Raw genomic sequence first — 16,374 nt, 5'->3', positions numbered from 1 at the left:
GGCCAGAGAAATTCCAGGAAAAGTGCGAAGCGGTTTTCCCGGGGAAAGCGCATGGCGCTTTGCCAACAGGAATTGCGTCGAAACAAGAAGTTAGAGCGCTTCGGCATATCCGTGAAACGACGAACCACTCTATCGCGCAAGGATCGGACTGCGGCACGGCCTGCCCGCGGCACGCTTTTCCAAAAGGTCAAAATTCCGCGTGAATTTTGTTTCGGGCCGTGCCAGATTGCCGCCGAGCGGGAGGAAATACACTCCTGGCTGACGTCGCGTGCCTGCCGCAGAACCGGGCGGGCAAGCGGGGCGTAACGGAAAAATAACCGACAGGGTGTGGATCACATGAAACGTATCGTTCTCGGCCTCCTGGCCGCAACCGCAATGGTTCTTCCGGCTTTCGCCGCCGATGTCCAGCCGGCCATCCTCTATGATCTGGGCGGCAAGTTCGACAAATCCTTCAACGAGGCAGCCTACCATGGCGCCGAGAAGTTCAAGACCGAGACCGGCACGCCCTATGTCGAGTTCGAGGTGTCCAACGCCTCGCAGCGCGAGCAGGCGCTGCGCCGCTTCGCCGAGGACGGCCACAACCCGATCGTCATGGCCGGCTTCGCCTGGGAGGACGCGCTGAAGAAGGTCGCGGCCGAATACCCCGATCTCAACTTCGCCATCATCGACGATGCCGTCGACCTGCCCAATGTCCGCTCGCTGGTGTTCAAGGAGAACGAAGGCTCCTACCTCGTCGGCATCATGGCCGCGATGGCATCGAAGTCCAAGAAGGTCTCCTTCATCGGCGGCATGGACATCCCGCTGATCCGCAAGTTCGAATGCGGCTATGTCGGCGGTGCCAAGGCCGCCGGCGCGACCGAAGTCATCCAGAACATGACCGGCGACACGCCTGCTGCCTGGAACGATCCGGCCAAGGGCGGTGAAATCGCCAAGACGCAGATCGACCAGGGCTCCGACGTGGTCTATGCCGCAGCTGGCGGCACCGGCGTCGGCGTGCTGCAGGCGGCGGCTGATGCCGGCAAACTCGGCATCGGCGTCGATTCCAACCAGAACGGCCTGCAGCCCGGCAAGGTGCTGACCTCGATGATGAAGCGCGTCGACGTTGCCGTCTACACCGCCTTCATGGACGGCAAGAACGGCACCTTCAAGGGCGGCCTCGAGAACCTCGGCCTCAAGGAAGGCGGCGTCGATTATGCCATGGACGACAACAACAAGGCGCTGGTGACCGACGAGATGAAGGCCGCCGTCGAAAAGGCCAAGGCCGACATCATCGCCGGCAAGATCCAGGTGCACGACTATACGGCCGACAACGCCTGCCCATATTGATCGGCAAACACCAATTTGCGAACCGCCGGGCTTGTCCCGGCGGTTTTTTATTTGGAAGATCCTGACGGACGACGCACCGAGGCAAGAGTGACGCCGATCATAGAACCCATGACCGAGCACGACGTCGAGGCGGTGGTACGATTGCGTGCTGCCGCATTTTTCGAGGGCAGCGCAAGGACACCGGACGAGGACACCGCCGGGCTCGGCATGCTGCTGGCCGGGAACGGCTTCGAGGCGGGGCTTGTCGCCCGGATCGGCGGCATTGCGGTCGGGACCTGCCTGCTGGTTCGCCACGAGTTGGAACCCGCGCATGAGCTGACGCCATGGCTGGCCGGATTGGTCGTCGATCATGACCACCGCAACAAGGGAATCGGTCGCGCGCTGGTCGCGGCCATCGAAGCGCATGCGGCGTCGATCGGCGTGGAGAGGCTCTACCTCTATACCTGGGAAGCGCGTGATTTCTACGCAGGGCTCGGCTGGGTAGTGGTCGAGGCGCTCGAGCAGGACGGTCACCCAATGCTGCTGATGGCGCGCGAACTCGGCCTATAATTGGCCCATCAGATAGCCGAGCGCGAAGACCGCGATCAGCACGATGGCGATGACGGTGCCGCGCCGGCCGCCAAGCGAATGAACGCCAACGCCGTAAGGCCTGCGCTCCAGCCTGCGGATCACCGCCGAAGGTTTTGCCTCGTCATGGCCGCGCATCTGCGGCAGTTCGGCAATGCGTTGCGAGATCAGCCGCCACCGATCGTGGCCGCCCGACGGCGGGGCGCGGTCGAAGACATGCATGCGTTCGGCAAGCCGCACCACCGTGTCGCGGAAGGCAGGATCGATCTCCAGATCGCGCTCTGCCCGTTCACGCTCGGCATCGTTCATCAAGCCGAGCACATAGTCGCCGGCCCGTGCGATACGATCGCTTTCACTGGCCATGGCTCCCGCCCCCTCCCCTACCAGTGCGGCGGCTTGGTCACGGGCACGTCGGGCGCCGCCTGTTCCTCCAACGCCAGGAAGCGCTCGGTCAGGGCGTCAAGCTTGCGCTGCATGCGCTCGATCACCGCCCACTGCTCGGCGATCTGGCCCGACAATTCCTCGATGGTCTTCTCCTGCTCTGCGGCGCGGATTTCCAGCGTCGTCAGCCGGTCGGCGGGCATGGTCATGCAAAGTCCCCAGTTCTGTACCGCGATGCCTTGCGCCACAAATGTCAAATCGGCTTCGCCATATTAGCGAATGTGAGAGCGTCGGCCACGTTCGAAATTGACAAGCGCGCGGGGATTTGTCGAGAGTGGGCTCTGCTCGGGCCAATTGGCATGAGCGGAGCGTCATGCTAGGCATTTTGACCAAGCGATAAAAAAATAAGAGTGGGACAAGGCTGCATGGTGCAAGCGGCAATCGAACTGATTGGCATCAACAAGAGTTTCGGCGCGGTTCGCGCCAACCGCGACATCAATCTGGAGATCGCGCGCGGCACCATCCACGGCATTGTCGGCGAGAACGGCGCCGGCAAGTCGACGCTGATGTCGATCCTCTACGGCTTCTACCAGGCCGACAGCGGCGAGATCCGCGTCGGCGGCAAGCCGGCTTCGATCAAGACGCCGAATGACGCCATCGCGCTCGGCATCGGCATGGTGCACCAGCATTTCATGCTGGTCGACAACTTCTCGGTGCTGGAAAACATCATCCTCGGCGCCGAGAACGATGCGCTCCTCAAGACCAGCATCGCCAAGGCGCGTTCGGAGCTGGAGCGGCTGGAGCGCGAATACGGGCTGGAGGTCGATCCAGACGCCATCATCGAGGAACTGCCGGTCGGCCTGCAGCAGCGCGTCGAGATCCTCAAGGCACTCTACCGCGGCGCCGAGATCCTGATCCTCGACGAGCCGACGGGCGTGTTGACGCCAGCCGAGGCCGACCACCTCTTCCGCATCCTCAGGCAGCTGAAGGAACAGGGCAAGACGGTGGTGCTGATCACCCACAAGCTGCGCGAGATCATGGCCATCACCGACACCGTGTCGGTGATGCGCCAGGGCACGATGGTGGCGACCAGGGAGACGAAGAAGACCACTGTCGAGGAACTGGCCGAACTGATGGTCGGTCGGCGCGTGCTCTTGAGGGTCGAGAAGGGCGAGGCGCAAGCCGGTGCCGTCAAGCTCGCGGTCGAGAAGCTGACGGTCAAGGATACGCGCGGCGTCACGATGGTCGACGACATCTCCTTCGACGTGCGCGCCGGGGAGATCGTCGGCATTGCCGGTGTCGCCGGCAATGGTCAATCCGAACTGCTGGAGGCGATTTCCGGAATCAGGCGTGCCGTTTCCGGCTCGGTCCTGCTCGACGGCAAGCCGATCGACCTGACCGGGGCGGCCGATCCGGGCGAACTGCGCGACCGGGGGCTGGCCCACGTGCCGGAGGATCGCCACCATGTCGGCCTGGTGCTGGCCTTCGAGGAGCACGAGAATTCGATCCTCGGCTATCACGACGACCCCCGCTATCTCAAAGGGCCGTTCCTCAACGTCGATGCCATCATGGCCGATGCCAGGGACAAGATCGAGAAATACGATATCCGTCCGGCCAATCCGCGCCTGAAGACCGCCAATTTCTCCGGCGGCAACCAACAGAAGATCGTGCTGGCGCGGGAGATCGAACAGGATCCCGGCGTGCTGATCGTCGGCCAGCCGACGCGCGGCGTCGATGTCGGCGCCATCGAATTCATCCACAAGCGCCTGATCGCCATGCGCGACCAGGGCAAGGCGGTGCTGGTTGTGTCGGTCGAGCTCGACGAGATCCGCTCGCTCTCCGACCGCATCCTGGTGATGTTTGCCGGCCGCATCGTCGGCGAGCGCGGTCCGGAGGCGACCGAGGGCGAGCTTGGCCTGCTGATGGCGGGTGTCGAGCGCCAGGAGGCCGCCCTTTGAGCACGCCTTACGCCAAATTGCCGGCCTGGGCCGATTATGGGCTGATCCCGCTGATCAACCTGTCTGTGGCCTTCATCGTCGCCGGCTTCGTCGTGCTTCTGGTCGGCGAGAATCCGTTCCGTGCCGCCGTCATCCTGGTCGAGGGTGCCTTCGGCAAGGGGACAGGCATCGCCTTCACCCTGTTCTATGCCACCACCTTCATCTTCACCGGGCTTTCGGTGGCGGTGGCGGCGCATTGCGGCCTCTTCAACATCGGCACCGAGGGACAGGCCTACATTGCCGGTCTCGGCATCGCCATCGTCTGCCTGTCCTTCGACAGCGTGCTGCCCTGGTGGCTGACCTTCCCGCTGGCCATCGCCGCGTCGGCGCTGGTGGGCGCCTTGTGGGCGCTGATCCCCGCCTATCTGCAGGCCAGGCGCGGCTCGCACATCGTCATCACCACCATCATGTTCAACTTCATCGCCGCCTCGATCATGGTCTACCTGCTGGTCGGGCCGTTGAAGCCGGCCGGGTCGCAAGCCCCGCAAACCCGCAACTTCCTCGCCGGCGCCGAACTGCCGAAGCTCAACTGGATCATCGAACTGTTCGGCGCCAAGATCCGTTCGGCACCGCTCAACGTCACCTTCCTGCTGGCGCTGGTCATGGCCTTCCTGGTCTGGCTGCTGATCTGGCGCACCAGGCTCGGCTACGAGATGCGCACCTATGGCCACAGCCCCAAGGCGGCGCGCTATGCCGGCATCTCGGAAACCCGCATCATCATCACCGCGATGATGATCTCGGGCGCGCTGGCCGGCATGATGGCGCTCAATCCGGTGATGGGCGACCAGCACAATGTCGCCATCGACTTCGTCTCCGGCGCCGGTTTCGTCGGCATTGCCGTGGCGCTGATGGGGCGCCTGCATCCGGTCGGCATCGTGCTGGCGGCGATCCTGTTCGGCATGCTCTATCAGGGCGGCGCCGAACTCGCCTTCGAGATGCCGGCGATCAGCCGCGACATGATCGTCATCATCCAGGGGCTGGTGATCCTGTTCGCCGGCGCGCTCGAACACATGTTCAGGCCCTATATCCAGGCGCTGTTCGCCTCGTTCAGTCCGCGGTCGGTCGGCATGGAAGCGGTCAAGGGAAAGGGTGCCTGAGATGGATCTTCTCAACGCTGTCGTCCAGGTCCTCGACTCCACCATCCGCCTTTCGGTGCCGCTGTTGCTCGCCTGCCTTGCCGGCCTCTTCTCCGAGCGATCCGGCATCTTCGACATCGGCCTGGAAGGCAAGATGCTGGTCGGCGCCTTCGCCGGGGCGGCCGCGGCCTCGGTCTTCCACTCGGCCTTTCTCGGCCTTGGCATGGCCATCCTGATCTCGGTCGCCTTCGCCATGGTGCACGGCTTCGCCTCCATCACCCATCGCGGCAACCAGATCGTGTCCGGCGTGGCAATCAACTTCATCGCCGCCGGATCGACCATCATCCTGGGCCAGGCCTGGTTCCAGCAAGGCGGGCGCACCCCGGCCCTGCAGCCGGGCGAACGGTTTGAATCGATAACGGCTGATGTGATCTCGAACTTCTTGTCCACCTACAGCTTCAACACCGCAAGCCTCACCGATGTCCTGGCTTCGATACGCGGGCTCATCCTTTATCTGCCGGCGCTGCTGTTCGATGCGCTCGCCAGGATCCCCGGCTTCGGCCCGGTGTTCGCCGAGCTTGTGCTTGGTCATTCCATCCTCGTCTATTTCGCCTTCGCGATGGTGCCGTTCACCTGGTGGGTGCTGTTTCGCACCCGCTTCGGCCTCAGGCTGCGCGCCGTCGGCGAGAACCCGGCCGCCGTCGACACCGCCGGCATCTCGGTCGCCTGGCTGCGCTATCGCGCGCTGATCTGCACCGGCATCCTGACCGGCGTCGCCGGCGCCTATCTGTCGATGGTGCAGAATGGCGGCTTCGTGAAGGACATGACCGCCGGCAAGGGCTACATCGCGCTCGCCGCGCTGATCTTTGCCAAATGGAAGCCGGTCAACGCCATGTTCGCCTGCCTGCTGTTCGGCTTCCTCGATGCCGCGGCAATCCGCCTGCAGGGCTCGCCGCTGCCGATCATCGGCAAGGTGCCCGTGCAGTTCATGCAGGCGCTGCCCTATATCCTCACCGTCATCCTGCTCGCCGGCTTCATCGGCAAGGCAATCCCGCCACGTGCCGGCGGCGTGCCCTACGTCAAGGAACGCTAGTGCATGTCGCCCAAAAGTGACCTCGGTTTTGGGAGAACGACATGCATAAGACAAAGAGTTGAAGCGCGTCGCATGAATCCGTTTCGACGCGACGCGCTTTAGGGAGCGGCGGCACGGCGCAAGGACGCGCCGGCTTTTGGACACGATCATCGGAGAGAACAACTGAAATGTCGCATGATCTGTTCGAAGCGGCCAGAACCGCCATGGCCAAGGCCTATGCGCCCTATTCGAAATTTCCGGTGGGTGCCGCCTTGCGCACCGAGGACGGACGCGTCTTCACCGGCGCCAACATCGAGGTTGCCTCCTACCCGGAGGGCTGGTGCGCCGAGACGACAGCGCTTGGCCACTACGTCATGGCTGGCGGCGGCAAGATCGTCGAAATCGCCGTCCTTGCCGAACGCATGGCCAAATGCTCGCCTTGCGGCGGCTGCCGCCAGCGGCTGGCCGAGTTCTGCCGGCCGGACACAAAACTCTACCTCTGCGACAATACCGGCGTCGTCGAGACCGTGACCATGGGCGACATGCTGCCCTATGGTTTTCGCGGCGATATCTTGAAATGACGGGCTGGCTGCAATGACCGAAAAGGCGGTGGACCATCTTATCGAAAGGCTGGACGGCCTGGCGCCGTCGACGGCGCTGGTGCTGGGTTCGGGCCTCGGCGGCCTTGTCGACCGGATCGAGCACCCGGTCCGCGTCTCCTATGCCGACCTGCCTGGCTTTCCCAGGAGCGGCGTCAGCGGCCATGCCGGTGAGGTGGTAGCGGGACTGTTTGCCGGCACGCCGGTACTGATGCTGTCCGGCCGCGCCCACTACTACGAGCATGGCAACGCGGCGGCGATGCGCCCGGTGCTGGAAGTGCTCGCCGGCATCGGCATCACGAAACTGATCCTCACCAATGCCGCCGGTTCAGTCGATCCCGACATGTTGCCGGGATCGGTGATGCTGATCACGGACCACATCAATTTCTCGGGCACCAACCCTCTGATCGGCGAACCGAGCGACCGCCGCTTCGTCGGCCTGACCGAAGCCTATGATGCCGGCATCCGCAAGGCCATCGAGCGCGCCGCGAAGGCGACCGGCACCGTGCTGCACAAGGGCGTCTATATGTGGTTTTCCGGCCCCTGTTTCGAAACGCCGGCCGAAATCCGCATGGCGCGCATCATGGGCGCCAACGCCGTCGGCATGTCGACGGTGCCGGAAGTCATTCTCGCCCGCTTCCTTGGCCTGCGCGTCGCCGCCTGTTCGGTCATCACCAATCTGGCCGCCGGCATGACCGGAGCCGAGCTTTCACACCAGGAGACCAAGGATATGGCGCCAGTCGGCGGGTCGCGGCTGGCAACGGTCCTGCACAGAGTGTTCCGCGACGGGCTGCTGGAAAGCTGATGCTTCCGCAGGAAATCATCCGCCACAAGCGAGACGGCCACAGGCTCTCGGCCGGTGAAATCGCTGCCTTCATCGACGGCGTGACCTCGGGCGCCGTCACCGATGGCCAGGCCGCGGCTTTCGCCATGGCGGTGTTCTTCAACGGTATGAACCGCGACGAGGCCGTGGCGTTGACGCTCGCCATGCGCGATTCCGGCGACGTGCTCGACTGGTCGGACCTGCCCGGCCCGGTCACCGACAAGCATTCGACCGGCGGCGTCGGCGACAATGTCTCGCTGATGCTGGCGCCGATCGTCGCCGCCTGCGGCGCCTATGTGCCGATGATCTCGGGCCGCGGCCTTGGCCATACTGGCGGCACGCTGGACAAGATGGATGCGATCCCCGGTTACACCAGCCAGCCCGATATCGCGCTGTTTCGCAAGGCGGTGCTGGAAACGGGCTGTGCCATCATCGGCCAGACCGGCGACCTGGCGCCGGCCGACCGCCGGCTCTATGCCATCCGTGACGTCACCGGCACCGTGGAATCGGTGCCGCTGATAACCGCCTCGATCCTGTCGAAGAAGCTGGCAGCCGGCCTGGGCTCGCTGGTGCTCGACGTCAAGGTCGGCAACGGCGCCTTCATGGAGAAGTCGCGCGACGCGACCGCGCTCGCCAACAGCCTCGTCGAGGTCGCCAGCGGCACCGGGCTAAAGGTTTCGGCGCTGATCACCGGCATGAGCGAACCGCTGGCCTCGGCCGCCGGCAATGCCGTCGAGGTGCGCAACGCCGTCGATTTCCTCACCGGCCGTCTTCGCGACAAGCGGCTGGAGGACGTGACGCTGGCGCTGGCCGCCGAAATGCTGCAGTCGGCGGGGCTGGTGTCGTCCAACCAGGATGGCATGCGGCGCGCCACGGAGACGCTTACCAGCGGCCGCGCCGCCGCCACCTTCGCGCGCATGGTGGCGGTGCTTGGCGGCCCAACGGATTTCATCGAGAGGCCGGAAAAATATTTGCCCGACGCGCCAACCGAATTCGTGGTCAAGACGACGGCTAACGGGTTCGTCACCGGCATCGCCACCCGCGACATCGGGCTTGCGGTGGTTGGCCTGGGCGGCGGGCGCACAAGGCCTGACGATAAGGTCGACCCGGCGGTCGGCATCACCAGGCTGCTGCCCATAGGCGCGGAAGTACATGTTGGAGATGCTCTGGCGTTGATCCACGCCCGCTCACCCTCTGATGCCGAGGTCGCCGCCGCGACTGTGGTTTCGGCCTATGCGATCGGCGCTTCGAAACCACCGGCGGACAAAACCGTCATCCGGCGGATCTTGCCGCGCGGCTGACCGAGCCAAGAGCGCCTGCTATTGGACGAGCAGCAGAGTGCCGTTTTCGGCCTGATATTTGCCGAGCCGATTGAGGAAGCTCATGCCGATCAGGTTGGTGCGTAACGCCTTGTCGTCGAGCACGATGGCCTGCACACCATCGACGCTGATGCTGCCGATCTGCAGTCGGTCGATCATCACCACAGCCGCCTTGATCGAGCCGTTGGCGGTGTTGACCTCATGGCTGAAATCGGACGGATTGAGCGACAGCCCGATCCGACGCGCCGTCGACGTATTGACCGCGACCAATGTCGCGCCGGTGTCGATCATGCCGTCGACCTGACGGCCGTTGAGTTTGAAGGTCGACGAGAAGTGTCCGCGCCCATCCGCCGCGACGACGACCTTGCGGCCGGTCGGCAGCGGCGCCACCGGCTTGTCGGGAACCGACGCCAGGTTGACATCCGGTCGCGTCTGCGCCTCCGGTCTGGCCGTCACCGTCGATTTCAGCAGGTTTTCGAAAATCTGCGGATTCGATTGATAGACGACAGGGATCGACGCCGACGTACCGGCAAAGACGCTGAGGATGAGAAGCTTGCGCAGCATGGATCGGCCTTTGTTACGGTCGATCCTTTAGCGCCGGATGGTGTTTGCCGCTTTAACGCGGGGCCAAACCATGTCTTTTGCGTAAACGCTTGGTAAATCCTACCAGGCAACTTTGCCTGTATTATTTCGTCCCGTACATGCGATCGCCAGCGTCACCGAGACCCGGCATGATGTAGCCCTTCTCGTTCAGTTGCCGGTCGATGGACGCGGTGAAGACCGGAACGTCCGGATGTGCCTTGGTGAAGCGCTCGATGCCTTCGGGTGCCGCCAACAGGCACAGGAAACGGATGTTGGTGGCGCCGCGCCCTTTCAGCTTGTCGATCGCCGCGATCGCCGAATTGGCGGTCGCCAGCATCGGGTCGACCACGATCACCAGCCGGTCGGCGAGATCACTTGGCGCCTTGAAGAAATATTCGACCGCCTCCAGCGTCTCATGGTCGCGATAGAGGCCGATATGGGCAACGCGCGCCGCCGGCACCAGGTCGAGCAGGCCTTCCAGCAAGCCGTTGCCGGCGCGCAGCACCGAAGCGAAGACCAGTTTCTTGCCTTCCAGCGTCGGCGCTTCCATGGTCTCGATCGGTGTTTCTATGGTCGTCGTCGTCAGTTCGAGATTGCGGGTGACCTCGTAGCCGAGCAGCAGCGATATCTCGCGCAAGAGGCGCCGGAAGCCGGCCGTCGAAGTCTCCTTCTTGCGCATGATGGTCAGCTTGTGCTGGACAAGCGGATGGTCGACGACGGTGACGCCCTTCATGATGTTCTCCTGATGCGTGTCGCCCGAAACCGCGCGCATGGATCCTTTCGGACGTGTCGCGCTTCAAGCTACCTGGCCGAACCCTAGCGACAATGGACCGGCCAAGGAACCGCTTGGCCGCCACCGACCACAGCTTTGTCGGAAGAAATCAGCGCGCCGCGCCGTTCAGCCGGGCCAGAAGTGCCGCCTTGGTCTTTCTGTCGACGAAGGCGGCCTCGATGGCGGTCCTGGTGAGGGCTGTCAGCGCCTTCTCGTTCATCGCGAAATGCTCCGCCGCGATATCGTATTCGCGCTTCAGCGAGGTCCAGAAATAGGGCGGATCGTCGGAGTTCAGCGTCACCTTGCAGCCTGCCGCCTGCAGGGCGGGAAAAGGATGATCGGCAAAACTGTCGAACACCTTGAGCGCGATGTTGGAGCCGGGGCAGCATTCCAGAACGATGCCCTCTTCGGCGATACGCCGGACAAGGTCAGGATTCTCGATGGCACGCACACCGTGGCCGATACGGGAGGGCTTGATATGATCGAGCGCCGCCTGCACGGTTTCCCACCCCGTCAGTTCGCCGGCATGAACGGTGATGCCCAGCCCGGCCTCGCGGGCGATCTCGAAAGCCCTGACATAGTCCTCCATGTCGCCGATGCGCTCATCGCCGGCGACGCCGAAGCCGGTGACCAGCGGATGCCCGCAGCGCGCCGCGAAGCGCGCGGCCTGTTCGATCGACTCGACGCCGACATGGCGCACGCCGGTGACGATCATGCGGCCCTCTATGCCCGTCTTGGCCTTGGCGCGAAGCATGCCTTCGCCGAGCGCGTCCGTATAGGCCTTGGGCGACAGCCCGGCTTTCGTCGCATGATCCGGCGAAGTGAACACCTCGGAGTAGATCGCCCCATCGCGGGCAAGGCTGGTCAGATAGTGGTCGGCCAGCCGCGCATAGTCCTCCTCCGTGCGAAACAGATCGGCGGAAAAGTCATAAGCCGCGAGAAACGAGGTAAAGTCGTGCCAGACGAAGGAACCGTCCTGGATATAGGGCGAAGTGTCCTTGCCGTATTTCTGCGCCTGCCGGATGACGAGTTCGGGCGCCGCTGCCCCTTCGACGTGGCAGTGCAATTCCGCTTTCAAAGGCATTCAAACATCCCGTCGGTCAGTCCAGGTCTTGAAAACCCACCACCTGGAAGCGCGGCTGAACACCGCGCCTTAAACAATAGCGCCCACAGCATCGATCGGCTATGGTCCCGCCGGTTTTATGACGGATCAAAAAAATGTCAGTTGAGAGAACCACGGCCGCGGGCGGCATGGAAACCTCCTATGGTTTCAAGCGTGTGGGGGAAGGCGAGAAGCAGTCCCTGGTCAACGATGTTTTCCACAAGGTCGCCAACCGCTACGACCTGATGAACGACCTCATGTCGGCCGGCCTGCACCGGCTGTGGAAGGACGCCATGGTGACATGGCTCAATCCACCGAAGCGGGCGGGCTGGAAGGTTCTGGATGTGGCCGGCGGCACCGGCGACATCGCCTTCCGCATCGTCGACGCCAGCCATGGCAACGCGCATGCGACCGTGCTCGACATCAACGGCTCGATGCTCGCCGTCGGCCGCGACCGGGCGCAGAAAAAGGGCTTGTCCGGCAACACCGATTTCGTCGAGGCCAATGCCGAGGAATTGCCCTTCGCCGATGCCACATTCGACGCCTACACCATCGCTTTCGGCATCCGCAACGTGCCGCGCATCGATGTCGCGCTGAGCGAAGCGTTCCGCGTGCTGAAGCCAGGCGGCCGCTTCCTGTGCCTCGAATTTTCCGAGGTCGAGATGCCGCTGCTCGACAAGGCCTATGAAGCCTGGTCGTTCAACGCCATTCCCAAGATCGGCAAGATGGTCACCGGGGACGGCGAACCCTACGCCTATCTGGTTGAATCGATCGCGAAATTCCCCAACCAGCGGAACTTCGCGGCAATGATTTCACGCGCCGGTTTCGATCGCGTTTCCTTCCGCAACTATTCCGGCGGCATCGCGGCACTGCATTCGGGCTGGAAGCTTTGAGGCTGCACCGCATTTCCCATCCTCGCCATGGCCTGTGCCGGTTCGAAGAGCCGGCGGGATCGGTCCAGCCATGAGCACGGTCAGCGCAGGATTCCGGCTGGTACGGGCCGGCTGGGTGCTGGTGCGCGAAGGCGTCGTTGCCGCCTTGCCCGGCGAGGAACTGTCCGGCCTGCCGAAATTCGGCTGGCGGCTGGCGCGGCTGTTCACCCGCCGCCGCGCGCTGGACTATGAGCGCAGCGACCGCTTGGCCAAGGCCGTGGTCCGGCTCGGGCCCTCCTATGTCAAGCTCGGCCAGTTCCTGGCGACGCGCCCCGACGTCGTCGGCAACGACATGGCGCTCGATCTCGCCATGCTGCAGGACAAGATGCACACCTTCCCGAAAGCCGAGGCGGTCGCGGCCATCGAAGCCTCGCTCGGGCGCAAGGTGGGCGATCTCTACGCCGAGTTCGGCGACCCGGTCGCCGCAGCCTCGATCGCGCAGGTGCATGCCGCCGAAACCATCCATGACGGCGCCGCGACCAAGGTGGCGGTGAAAGTGATCCGGCCCGGCGTGCGCCGCCGCTTCTTCCAGGATCTCGAAAGCTATTTCCTCGCCGCTCGCCTGCAGGAGAAGTACATCCCCTCCTCACGCCGGCTGCGGCCCGTCGAGGTCACCGAGACGCTGGCGCAGACCACCAAGATCGAAATGGACCTGCGCCTCGAGGCGGCGGCACTCTCCGAACTTGGTGAGAACACGAAGGACGATCCCGGCTTTCGCGTGCCATCCGTCGACTGGGAACGCACCGGCCGCGACGTGCTGACCATGGAATGGGTCGACGGCGTCAAGATGAACAACATCGCGGGCCTCGAAGCCGCCGGCCACGACCTCAAGGCGATCGCCGCCAACCTCATCCAGTCGTTCCTGCGTCATACTTTGCGCGACGGCTTCTTCCACGCCGACATGCATCCCGGCAATTTGTTCGTCGAAGCCAACGGCACCATCGTTGCTGTCGATCTCGGGATTGCCGGCAGGCTCGGCAAGAAGGAGCGCCGCTTCCTCGCCGAAATCCTCTACGGCTTCATCACGCGCGACTACCTGCGCGTCGCCGAAGTGCATTTCGAGGCCGGCTACGTGCCGCGCCAGCACAATGTCGCGGCCTTCGCGCAAGCGATCCGCGCCATTGGCGAGCCGATCCACGGCCAGCCGGCCGAGACCATTTCGATGGCCAAGCTTCTGACGCTGCTGTTCGAGGTGACCGAACTCTTCGACATGGCGACGCGGCCTGAACTGATCCTGCTGCAGAAGACCATGGTGGTGGTCGAGGGCGTGGCTCGCACACTCGATCCGGCCTTCAACATGTGGAAGACGGCCGAACCGGTGGTCGGCGGCTGGATCGCCGGCAACCTTGGCCCGCGCGGCATGATGATCGACGCGCGCGACGGCGCCAAGGCGCTGCTGACGCTCGCCCGCCAGGCGCCCGAGCTTGCCGCGCGCACCGACCGGTTGTCGCGTGAGATCGACTTGATGGCCGAGCACGGCCTGCGCTTCGACGAGACCACGGCGCGTGCCATCGGCAAGGCCGAGGCGCGCTACAGCCGCTCCGGGCGGGTGGCGCTGTGGGTGATCGCGCTGACGCTGGTTTATATCGCCTGGAAGATTCTTTAGGCCCGACCGTCGAGGCTTGGTCCGCAACTTGCAGCGATTTGATTGCATCGCTATCATTGCTATCGATAAAGATGAGCAGAGTGCAATCAGATGGCAAGCATCACGATCCGCAACCTTGATGACGAGGTCAAGGAGTTGCTGCGCCGGTTGGCGGCGGAAAATGACCGTTCGATGGAAGAACAGGCACGGGTGATGATCCGGGCAGCTGTCGACGGCCAGATCGGACCCAGCCGTATCGACCAGATCGAAAAGACCCTTCGCGAACTCACCAGTGCGCACGGTACGGCGACGCCGGTGGCCTCTCCGGCAGGCAAGATCTTTCCACGAGGCACGCTTTCCGGCAAGCGCATCCTGCTCATCATCGGTGGCGGCATTGCCGCCTACAAGGCGCTCGACCTGATCCGCCGGCTGCGTGAGCGCGGGGCGGCGGTGCGGGTGGTGATGACATCGGCAGCACAGGAATTCGTCACCACGCTTTCCGCCGGCGCGCTCTCGGCCGACCATGTCTTCACCGAACTGTTCGACCGCAACGATGAGCATGATGTCGGCCATATCAGGCTGTCACGCGAGGCCGACCTTCTGGTGGTGGCGCCCGCCACCGCAGACCTGATGGCCAAGCTCGCCAACGGTCACGCCAACGACCTTGCCTCGACCGTGCTCATCGCCACAGACAAGCCCGTGCTGATGGCGCCGGCGATGAACCCGAAAATGTGGTCGCATGCCGCAACACGTCGCAATCGCGCGACATTGGTCAAGGACGGCATCACCTTTGTCGGCCCGGCCAGGGGCGAGATGGCCGAGAGCAATGAGGCCGGCGAAGGCCGCATGGCCGAACCGCTGGAGATCGTCGCCGCGGTCGAGGCGCTGCTCGATGCCGGCCCCAAGCCGCTGGCAGGGCGCAAGATCATCGTCACCTCCGGCCCGACGCATGAGCCGATCGACCCGGTGCGCTATATCGCCAACCGTTCGTCCGGCAAGCAGGGCCACGCCATCGCTGCGGCATTGGCAAGGCTCGGCGCCGATGTGCACCTCGTCTCCGGTCCCGTGAGCATTGCCGATCCAGCCGGCGTGAAGACCATCCATGTCGAACGTGCGCAGGAGATGCGCGATGCGGTCGAACAGCTTTTGCCCGCCGACGCCGCGGTGTTCGTTGCCGCCGTCGCCGACTGGCGCAGCGAGAATTCGGCCGGCGAAAAAATCAAGAAGGTGGCGGGTGAAGGCCCGCCGGTGCTGCACATGGTGGAGAACCCCGACATCCTTGCCGGCGTCGGTCATCACAGCCAGCGGCCTGGCCTTGTTGTCGGCTTCGCCGCCGAGACGCAGGATCTCTTGCGCAATGCCGAGGCCAAGCTCAGGAAGAAAGGCGCCGATTTCATCGTCGCCAACGATGTGTCGCACGAGAGCGGCATCGGCCCTTCGGGTGTCATGGGTGGTGATCGCAACCGGGTGCGGATCGTGTCGAAGACCGGTGTCGAGGAATGGCCAGAGATGACCAAGGACGAGGTGGCGGCGCGGCTCGCCGCCCTCATTGCCGAGAGGCTGAAGACAACAGTCGTTTGACGCGCATTGGATAAGATACGCGGCGCCTGTTGGACGCCGTGTATCAGATACCGCCCTGAGCCGTCAGTTTGACAAGAGTTCCGCTGTGCGGGCGAGCGCCCCGCTGAAGCCGTTGAGCGGAATGGAAAAGCTCACTGCTTGCCCGGTATCGGCCGCGAAGGCGTCGATCTTCAGCGTGGTGCCGTTCTTGAGCAGCGGCGTGATATTGGCGTCGAACGCCACAGGCACCAGGCAGCCGACCACCTGGCAGGTGTTGAACGCCAGGCTGCCGTCCAGCTTCTGGTCGTCGATTGTCAGGGTGACACCCTTGGCGAGCGCCAGTCCAAACGGCAGGGCGAGCGTGCCGGTCGCATCGTCGCCGGTCTTGCTCGACAGTTCGATCGCCAGCAGCCGCTGGTTGCTCTGCTTGTTGAACTGCTGATGCGACAGGCTGCAGACCTTGGCTGTTCCCGATATCTGGCAATTGACCGTCCAGTCGCCATGGGTTTCGGACAAGGCCGATGCACCGCCGGGCAGCTGCGGCGCATCGGCGGCGGCCGGCGCCACCACCTTGTCACCCTTGGTCTGCGCGGCCATGGCCGGCAGACCGACAATGCAGGCCGCACTCAGCACTGCCGCGAAATACACGTATTTCCTCATCAAGACCCCTCCCGCCCGGCT

17 protein-coding genes are annotated in these 16,374 nt (G+C 64.0%); 11 read left to right on the top strand and 6 right to left on the bottom strand.

The annotated features are described in order from the left end of the window. The first annotated feature begins 336 nt into the window (after window positions 1–336). Both EB231_RS09755 and EB231_RS09750 read left to right on the top strand, forming a co-directional pair. Window positions 337–1,326, top strand: coding sequence for a BMP family lipoprotein (locus EB231_RS09755; protein ID WP_056577707.1), 990 nt, complete (start codon window positions 337–339; stop codon window positions 1,324–1,326). 108 nt (window positions 1,327–1,434) lie between these two features. Beyond that, the gene (locus EB231_RS09750) at window positions 1,435–1,875 is read left to right on the top strand and encodes a GNAT family N-acetyltransferase (protein WP_246740905.1); all 441 of its coding nucleotides are present in this window, start codon (window positions 1,435–1,437) and stop codon (window positions 1,873–1,875) included. Here EB231_RS09750 and EB231_RS09745 read toward each other — a convergent pair. Both EB231_RS09745 and EB231_RS09740 read right to left on the bottom strand, forming a co-directional pair. Continuing rightward, complete coding sequence (locus EB231_RS09745) at window positions 1,870–2,256, bottom strand: hypothetical protein (protein ID WP_172348619.1); 387 nt, start codon at window positions 2,254–2,256, stop codon at window positions 1,870–1,872. The two genes, EB231_RS09750 and EB231_RS09745, sit on opposite strands and share 6 nt — an antisense overlap. Window positions 2,257–2,273: 17 nt before the next feature. After that, complete coding sequence (locus EB231_RS09740) at window positions 2,274–2,483, bottom strand: SlyX family protein (protein ID WP_172348618.1); 210 nt, start codon at window positions 2,481–2,483, stop codon at window positions 2,274–2,276. A gap of 216 nt (window positions 2,484–2,699) precedes the next feature. Between EB231_RS09740 and EB231_RS09735 the strand changes: the two genes are divergently transcribed. The 6 genes from EB231_RS09735 (at window position 2,700) to deoA (ending at window position 9,142) form a co-directional block, all read left to right on the top strand. Further along, window positions 2,700–4,232, top strand: coding sequence for an ABC transporter ATP-binding protein (locus tag EB231_RS09735; RefSeq protein WP_172348617.1), 1,533 nt, complete (start codon window positions 2,700–2,702; stop codon window positions 4,230–4,232). Next, window positions 4,229–5,368: an ABC transporter permease gene (locus tag EB231_RS09730; protein ID WP_172348616.1), complete on the top strand. Its 1,140-nt coding sequence runs from the start codon at window positions 4,229–4,231 to the stop codon at window positions 5,366–5,368. Before EB231_RS09735 ends, EB231_RS09730 begins: the two co-directional genes overlap by 4 nt. Before the next feature lies 1 nt (window position 5,369). Further along, window positions 5,370–6,440 carry an ABC transporter permease gene (locus tag EB231_RS09725; protein ID WP_172348615.1) on the top strand — a complete coding sequence of 357 codons (1,071 nt, stop codon included), beginning with the start codon at window positions 5,370–5,372 and terminating at the stop codon, window positions 6,438–6,440. Window positions 6,441–6,607: 167 nt separating this feature from the next. After that, window positions 6,608–7,000: a cytidine deaminase gene (gene cdd, locus EB231_RS09720; RefSeq protein WP_172348614.1), complete on the top strand. Its 393-nt coding sequence runs from the start codon at window positions 6,608–6,610 to the stop codon at window positions 6,998–7,000. A gap of 13 nt (window positions 7,001–7,013) precedes the next feature. Beyond that, window positions 7,014–7,823 carry a purine-nucleoside phosphorylase gene (locus EB231_RS09715; protein WP_172348613.1) on the top strand — a complete coding sequence of 270 codons (810 nt, stop codon included), beginning with the start codon at window positions 7,014–7,016 and terminating at the stop codon, window positions 7,821–7,823. Next, window positions 7,823–9,142, top strand: a complete 1,320-nt coding sequence (deoA, locus tag EB231_RS09710) for a thymidine phosphorylase (protein WP_172348612.1) — start codon at window positions 7,823–7,825, stop codon at window positions 9,140–9,142. Before EB231_RS09715 ends, deoA begins: the two co-directional genes overlap by 1 nt. Window positions 9,143–9,160: 18 nt before the next feature. Here deoA and EB231_RS09705 read toward each other — a convergent pair whose 3' ends face one another. From EB231_RS09705 to EB231_RS09695, 3 genes are all read right to left on the bottom strand, one after another. After that, window positions 9,161–9,724: a TIGR02281 family clan AA aspartic protease gene (locus EB231_RS09705; RefSeq protein ID WP_172348611.1), complete on the bottom strand. Its 564-nt coding sequence runs from the start codon at window positions 9,722–9,724 to the stop codon at window positions 9,161–9,163. Between the two features lie 121 nt (window positions 9,725–9,845). Beyond that, window positions 9,846–10,475 (bottom strand): uracil phosphoribosyltransferase, encoded by a 630-nt coding sequence (gene upp, locus EB231_RS09700; protein ID WP_010911460.1) that lies wholly within the window; start codon window positions 10,473–10,475, stop codon window positions 9,846–9,848. Between the two features lie 148 nt (window positions 10,476–10,623). Further along, window positions 10,624–11,598 carry an adenosine deaminase gene (locus EB231_RS09695; protein ID WP_172348610.1) on the bottom strand — a complete coding sequence of 325 codons (975 nt, stop codon included), beginning with the start codon at window positions 11,596–11,598 and terminating at the stop codon, window positions 10,624–10,626. Window positions 11,599–11,732: 134 nt separating this feature from the next. On the opposite strand from EB231_RS09695, the gene ubiE reads away from it, so the two are divergent. From ubiE to coaBC, 3 genes are all read left to right on the top strand, one after another. Further along, window positions 11,733–12,509 (top strand): bifunctional demethylmenaquinone methyltransferase/2-methoxy-6-polyprenyl-1,4-benzoquinol methylase UbiE, encoded by a 777-nt coding sequence (ubiE, locus tag EB231_RS09690; protein ID WP_172348609.1) that lies wholly within the window; start codon window positions 11,733–11,735, stop codon window positions 12,507–12,509. A gap of 70 nt (window positions 12,510–12,579) precedes the next feature. After that, on the top strand, window positions 12,580–14,154 hold the full coding sequence (gene ubiB / locus EB231_RS09685) for a 2-polyprenylphenol 6-hydroxylase (protein WP_172348608.1): 1,575 nt from the start codon (window positions 12,580–12,582) through the stop codon (window positions 14,152–14,154). Between the two features lie 90 nt (window positions 14,155–14,244). Further along, window positions 14,245–15,714, top strand: coding sequence for a bifunctional phosphopantothenoylcysteine decarboxylase/phosphopantothenate--cysteine ligase CoaBC (coaBC, locus tag EB231_RS09680; RefSeq protein ID WP_206681903.1), 1,470 nt, complete (start codon window positions 14,245–14,247; stop codon window positions 15,712–15,714). A gap of 63 nt (window positions 15,715–15,777) precedes the next feature. Here the strand turns inward: coaBC and EB231_RS09675 are convergent, their stop codons facing one another. Next, window positions 15,778–16,353: an invasion associated locus B family protein gene (locus EB231_RS09675; protein WP_172348607.1), complete on the bottom strand. Its 576-nt coding sequence runs from the start codon at window positions 16,351–16,353 to the stop codon at window positions 15,778–15,780. Window positions 16,354–16,374 lie beyond the last annotated feature (21 nt).

This window comes from Mesorhizobium sp. NZP2298, assembly GCF_013170825.1.
GTDB lineage: Bacteria > Pseudomonadota > Alphaproteobacteria > Rhizobiales > Rhizobiaceae > Mesorhizobium.
Note: the sequence above shows the minus strand (reverse complement) of the source record. Positions and strands in the feature narration are given on the sequence as shown.

Excerpts from the sequence above, each read along its gene's own strand:
- EB231_RS09755 (WP_056577707.1), top strand. The coding sequence starts at position 337 with ATGAAACGTATCGTTCTCGGCCTCCTGGCCGCAACCGCAATGGTTCTT.
- EB231_RS09750 (WP_246740905.1), top strand. The coding sequence starts at position 1,435 with ATGACCGAGCACGACGTCGAGGCGGTGGTACGATTGCGTGCTGCCGCA.
- EB231_RS09745 (WP_172348619.1), bottom strand. The coding sequence starts at position 2,256 with ATGGCCAGTGAAAGCGATCGTATCGCACGGGCCGGCGACTATGTGCTC.
- EB231_RS09740 (WP_172348618.1), bottom strand. The coding sequence starts at position 2,483 with ATGACCATGCCCGCCGACCGGCTGACGACGCTGGAAATCCGCGCCGCA.
- EB231_RS09735 (WP_172348617.1), top strand. The coding sequence starts at position 2,700 with ATGGTGCAAGCGGCAATCGAACTGATTGGCATCAACAAGAGTTTCGGC.
- EB231_RS09725 (WP_172348615.1), top strand. The coding sequence starts at position 5,370 with ATGGATCTTCTCAACGCTGTCGTCCAGGTCCTCGACTCCACCATCCGC.
- cdd (WP_172348614.1), top strand. The coding sequence starts at position 6,608 with ATGTCGCATGATCTGTTCGAAGCGGCCAGAACCGCCATGGCCAAGGCC.
- EB231_RS09715 (WP_172348613.1), top strand. The coding sequence starts at position 7,014 with ATGACCGAAAAGGCGGTGGACCATCTTATCGAAAGGCTGGACGGCCTG.
- deoA (WP_172348612.1), top strand. The coding sequence starts at position 7,823 with ATGCTTCCGCAGGAAATCATCCGCCACAAGCGAGACGGCCACAGGCTC.
- EB231_RS09705 (WP_172348611.1), bottom strand. The coding sequence starts at position 9,724 with ATGCTGCGCAAGCTTCTCATCCTCAGCGTCTTTGCCGGTACGTCGGCG.
- upp (WP_010911460.1), bottom strand. The coding sequence starts at position 10,475 with ATGAAGGGCGTCACCGTCGTCGACCATCCGCTTGTCCAGCACAAGCTG.
- EB231_RS09695 (WP_172348610.1), bottom strand. The coding sequence starts at position 11,598 with ATGCCTTTGAAAGCGGAATTGCACTGCCACGTCGAAGGGGCAGCGGCG.
- ubiE (WP_172348609.1), top strand. The coding sequence starts at position 11,733 with ATGTCAGTTGAGAGAACCACGGCCGCGGGCGGCATGGAAACCTCCTAT.
- ubiB (WP_172348608.1), top strand. The coding sequence starts at position 12,580 with ATGAGCACGGTCAGCGCAGGATTCCGGCTGGTACGGGCCGGCTGGGTG.
- coaBC (WP_206681903.1), top strand. The coding sequence starts at position 14,245 with ATGGCAAGCATCACGATCCGCAACCTTGATGACGAGGTCAAGGAGTTG.
- EB231_RS09675 (WP_172348607.1), bottom strand. The coding sequence starts at position 16,353 with ATGAGGAAATACGTGTATTTCGCGGCAGTGCTGAGTGCGGCCTGCATT.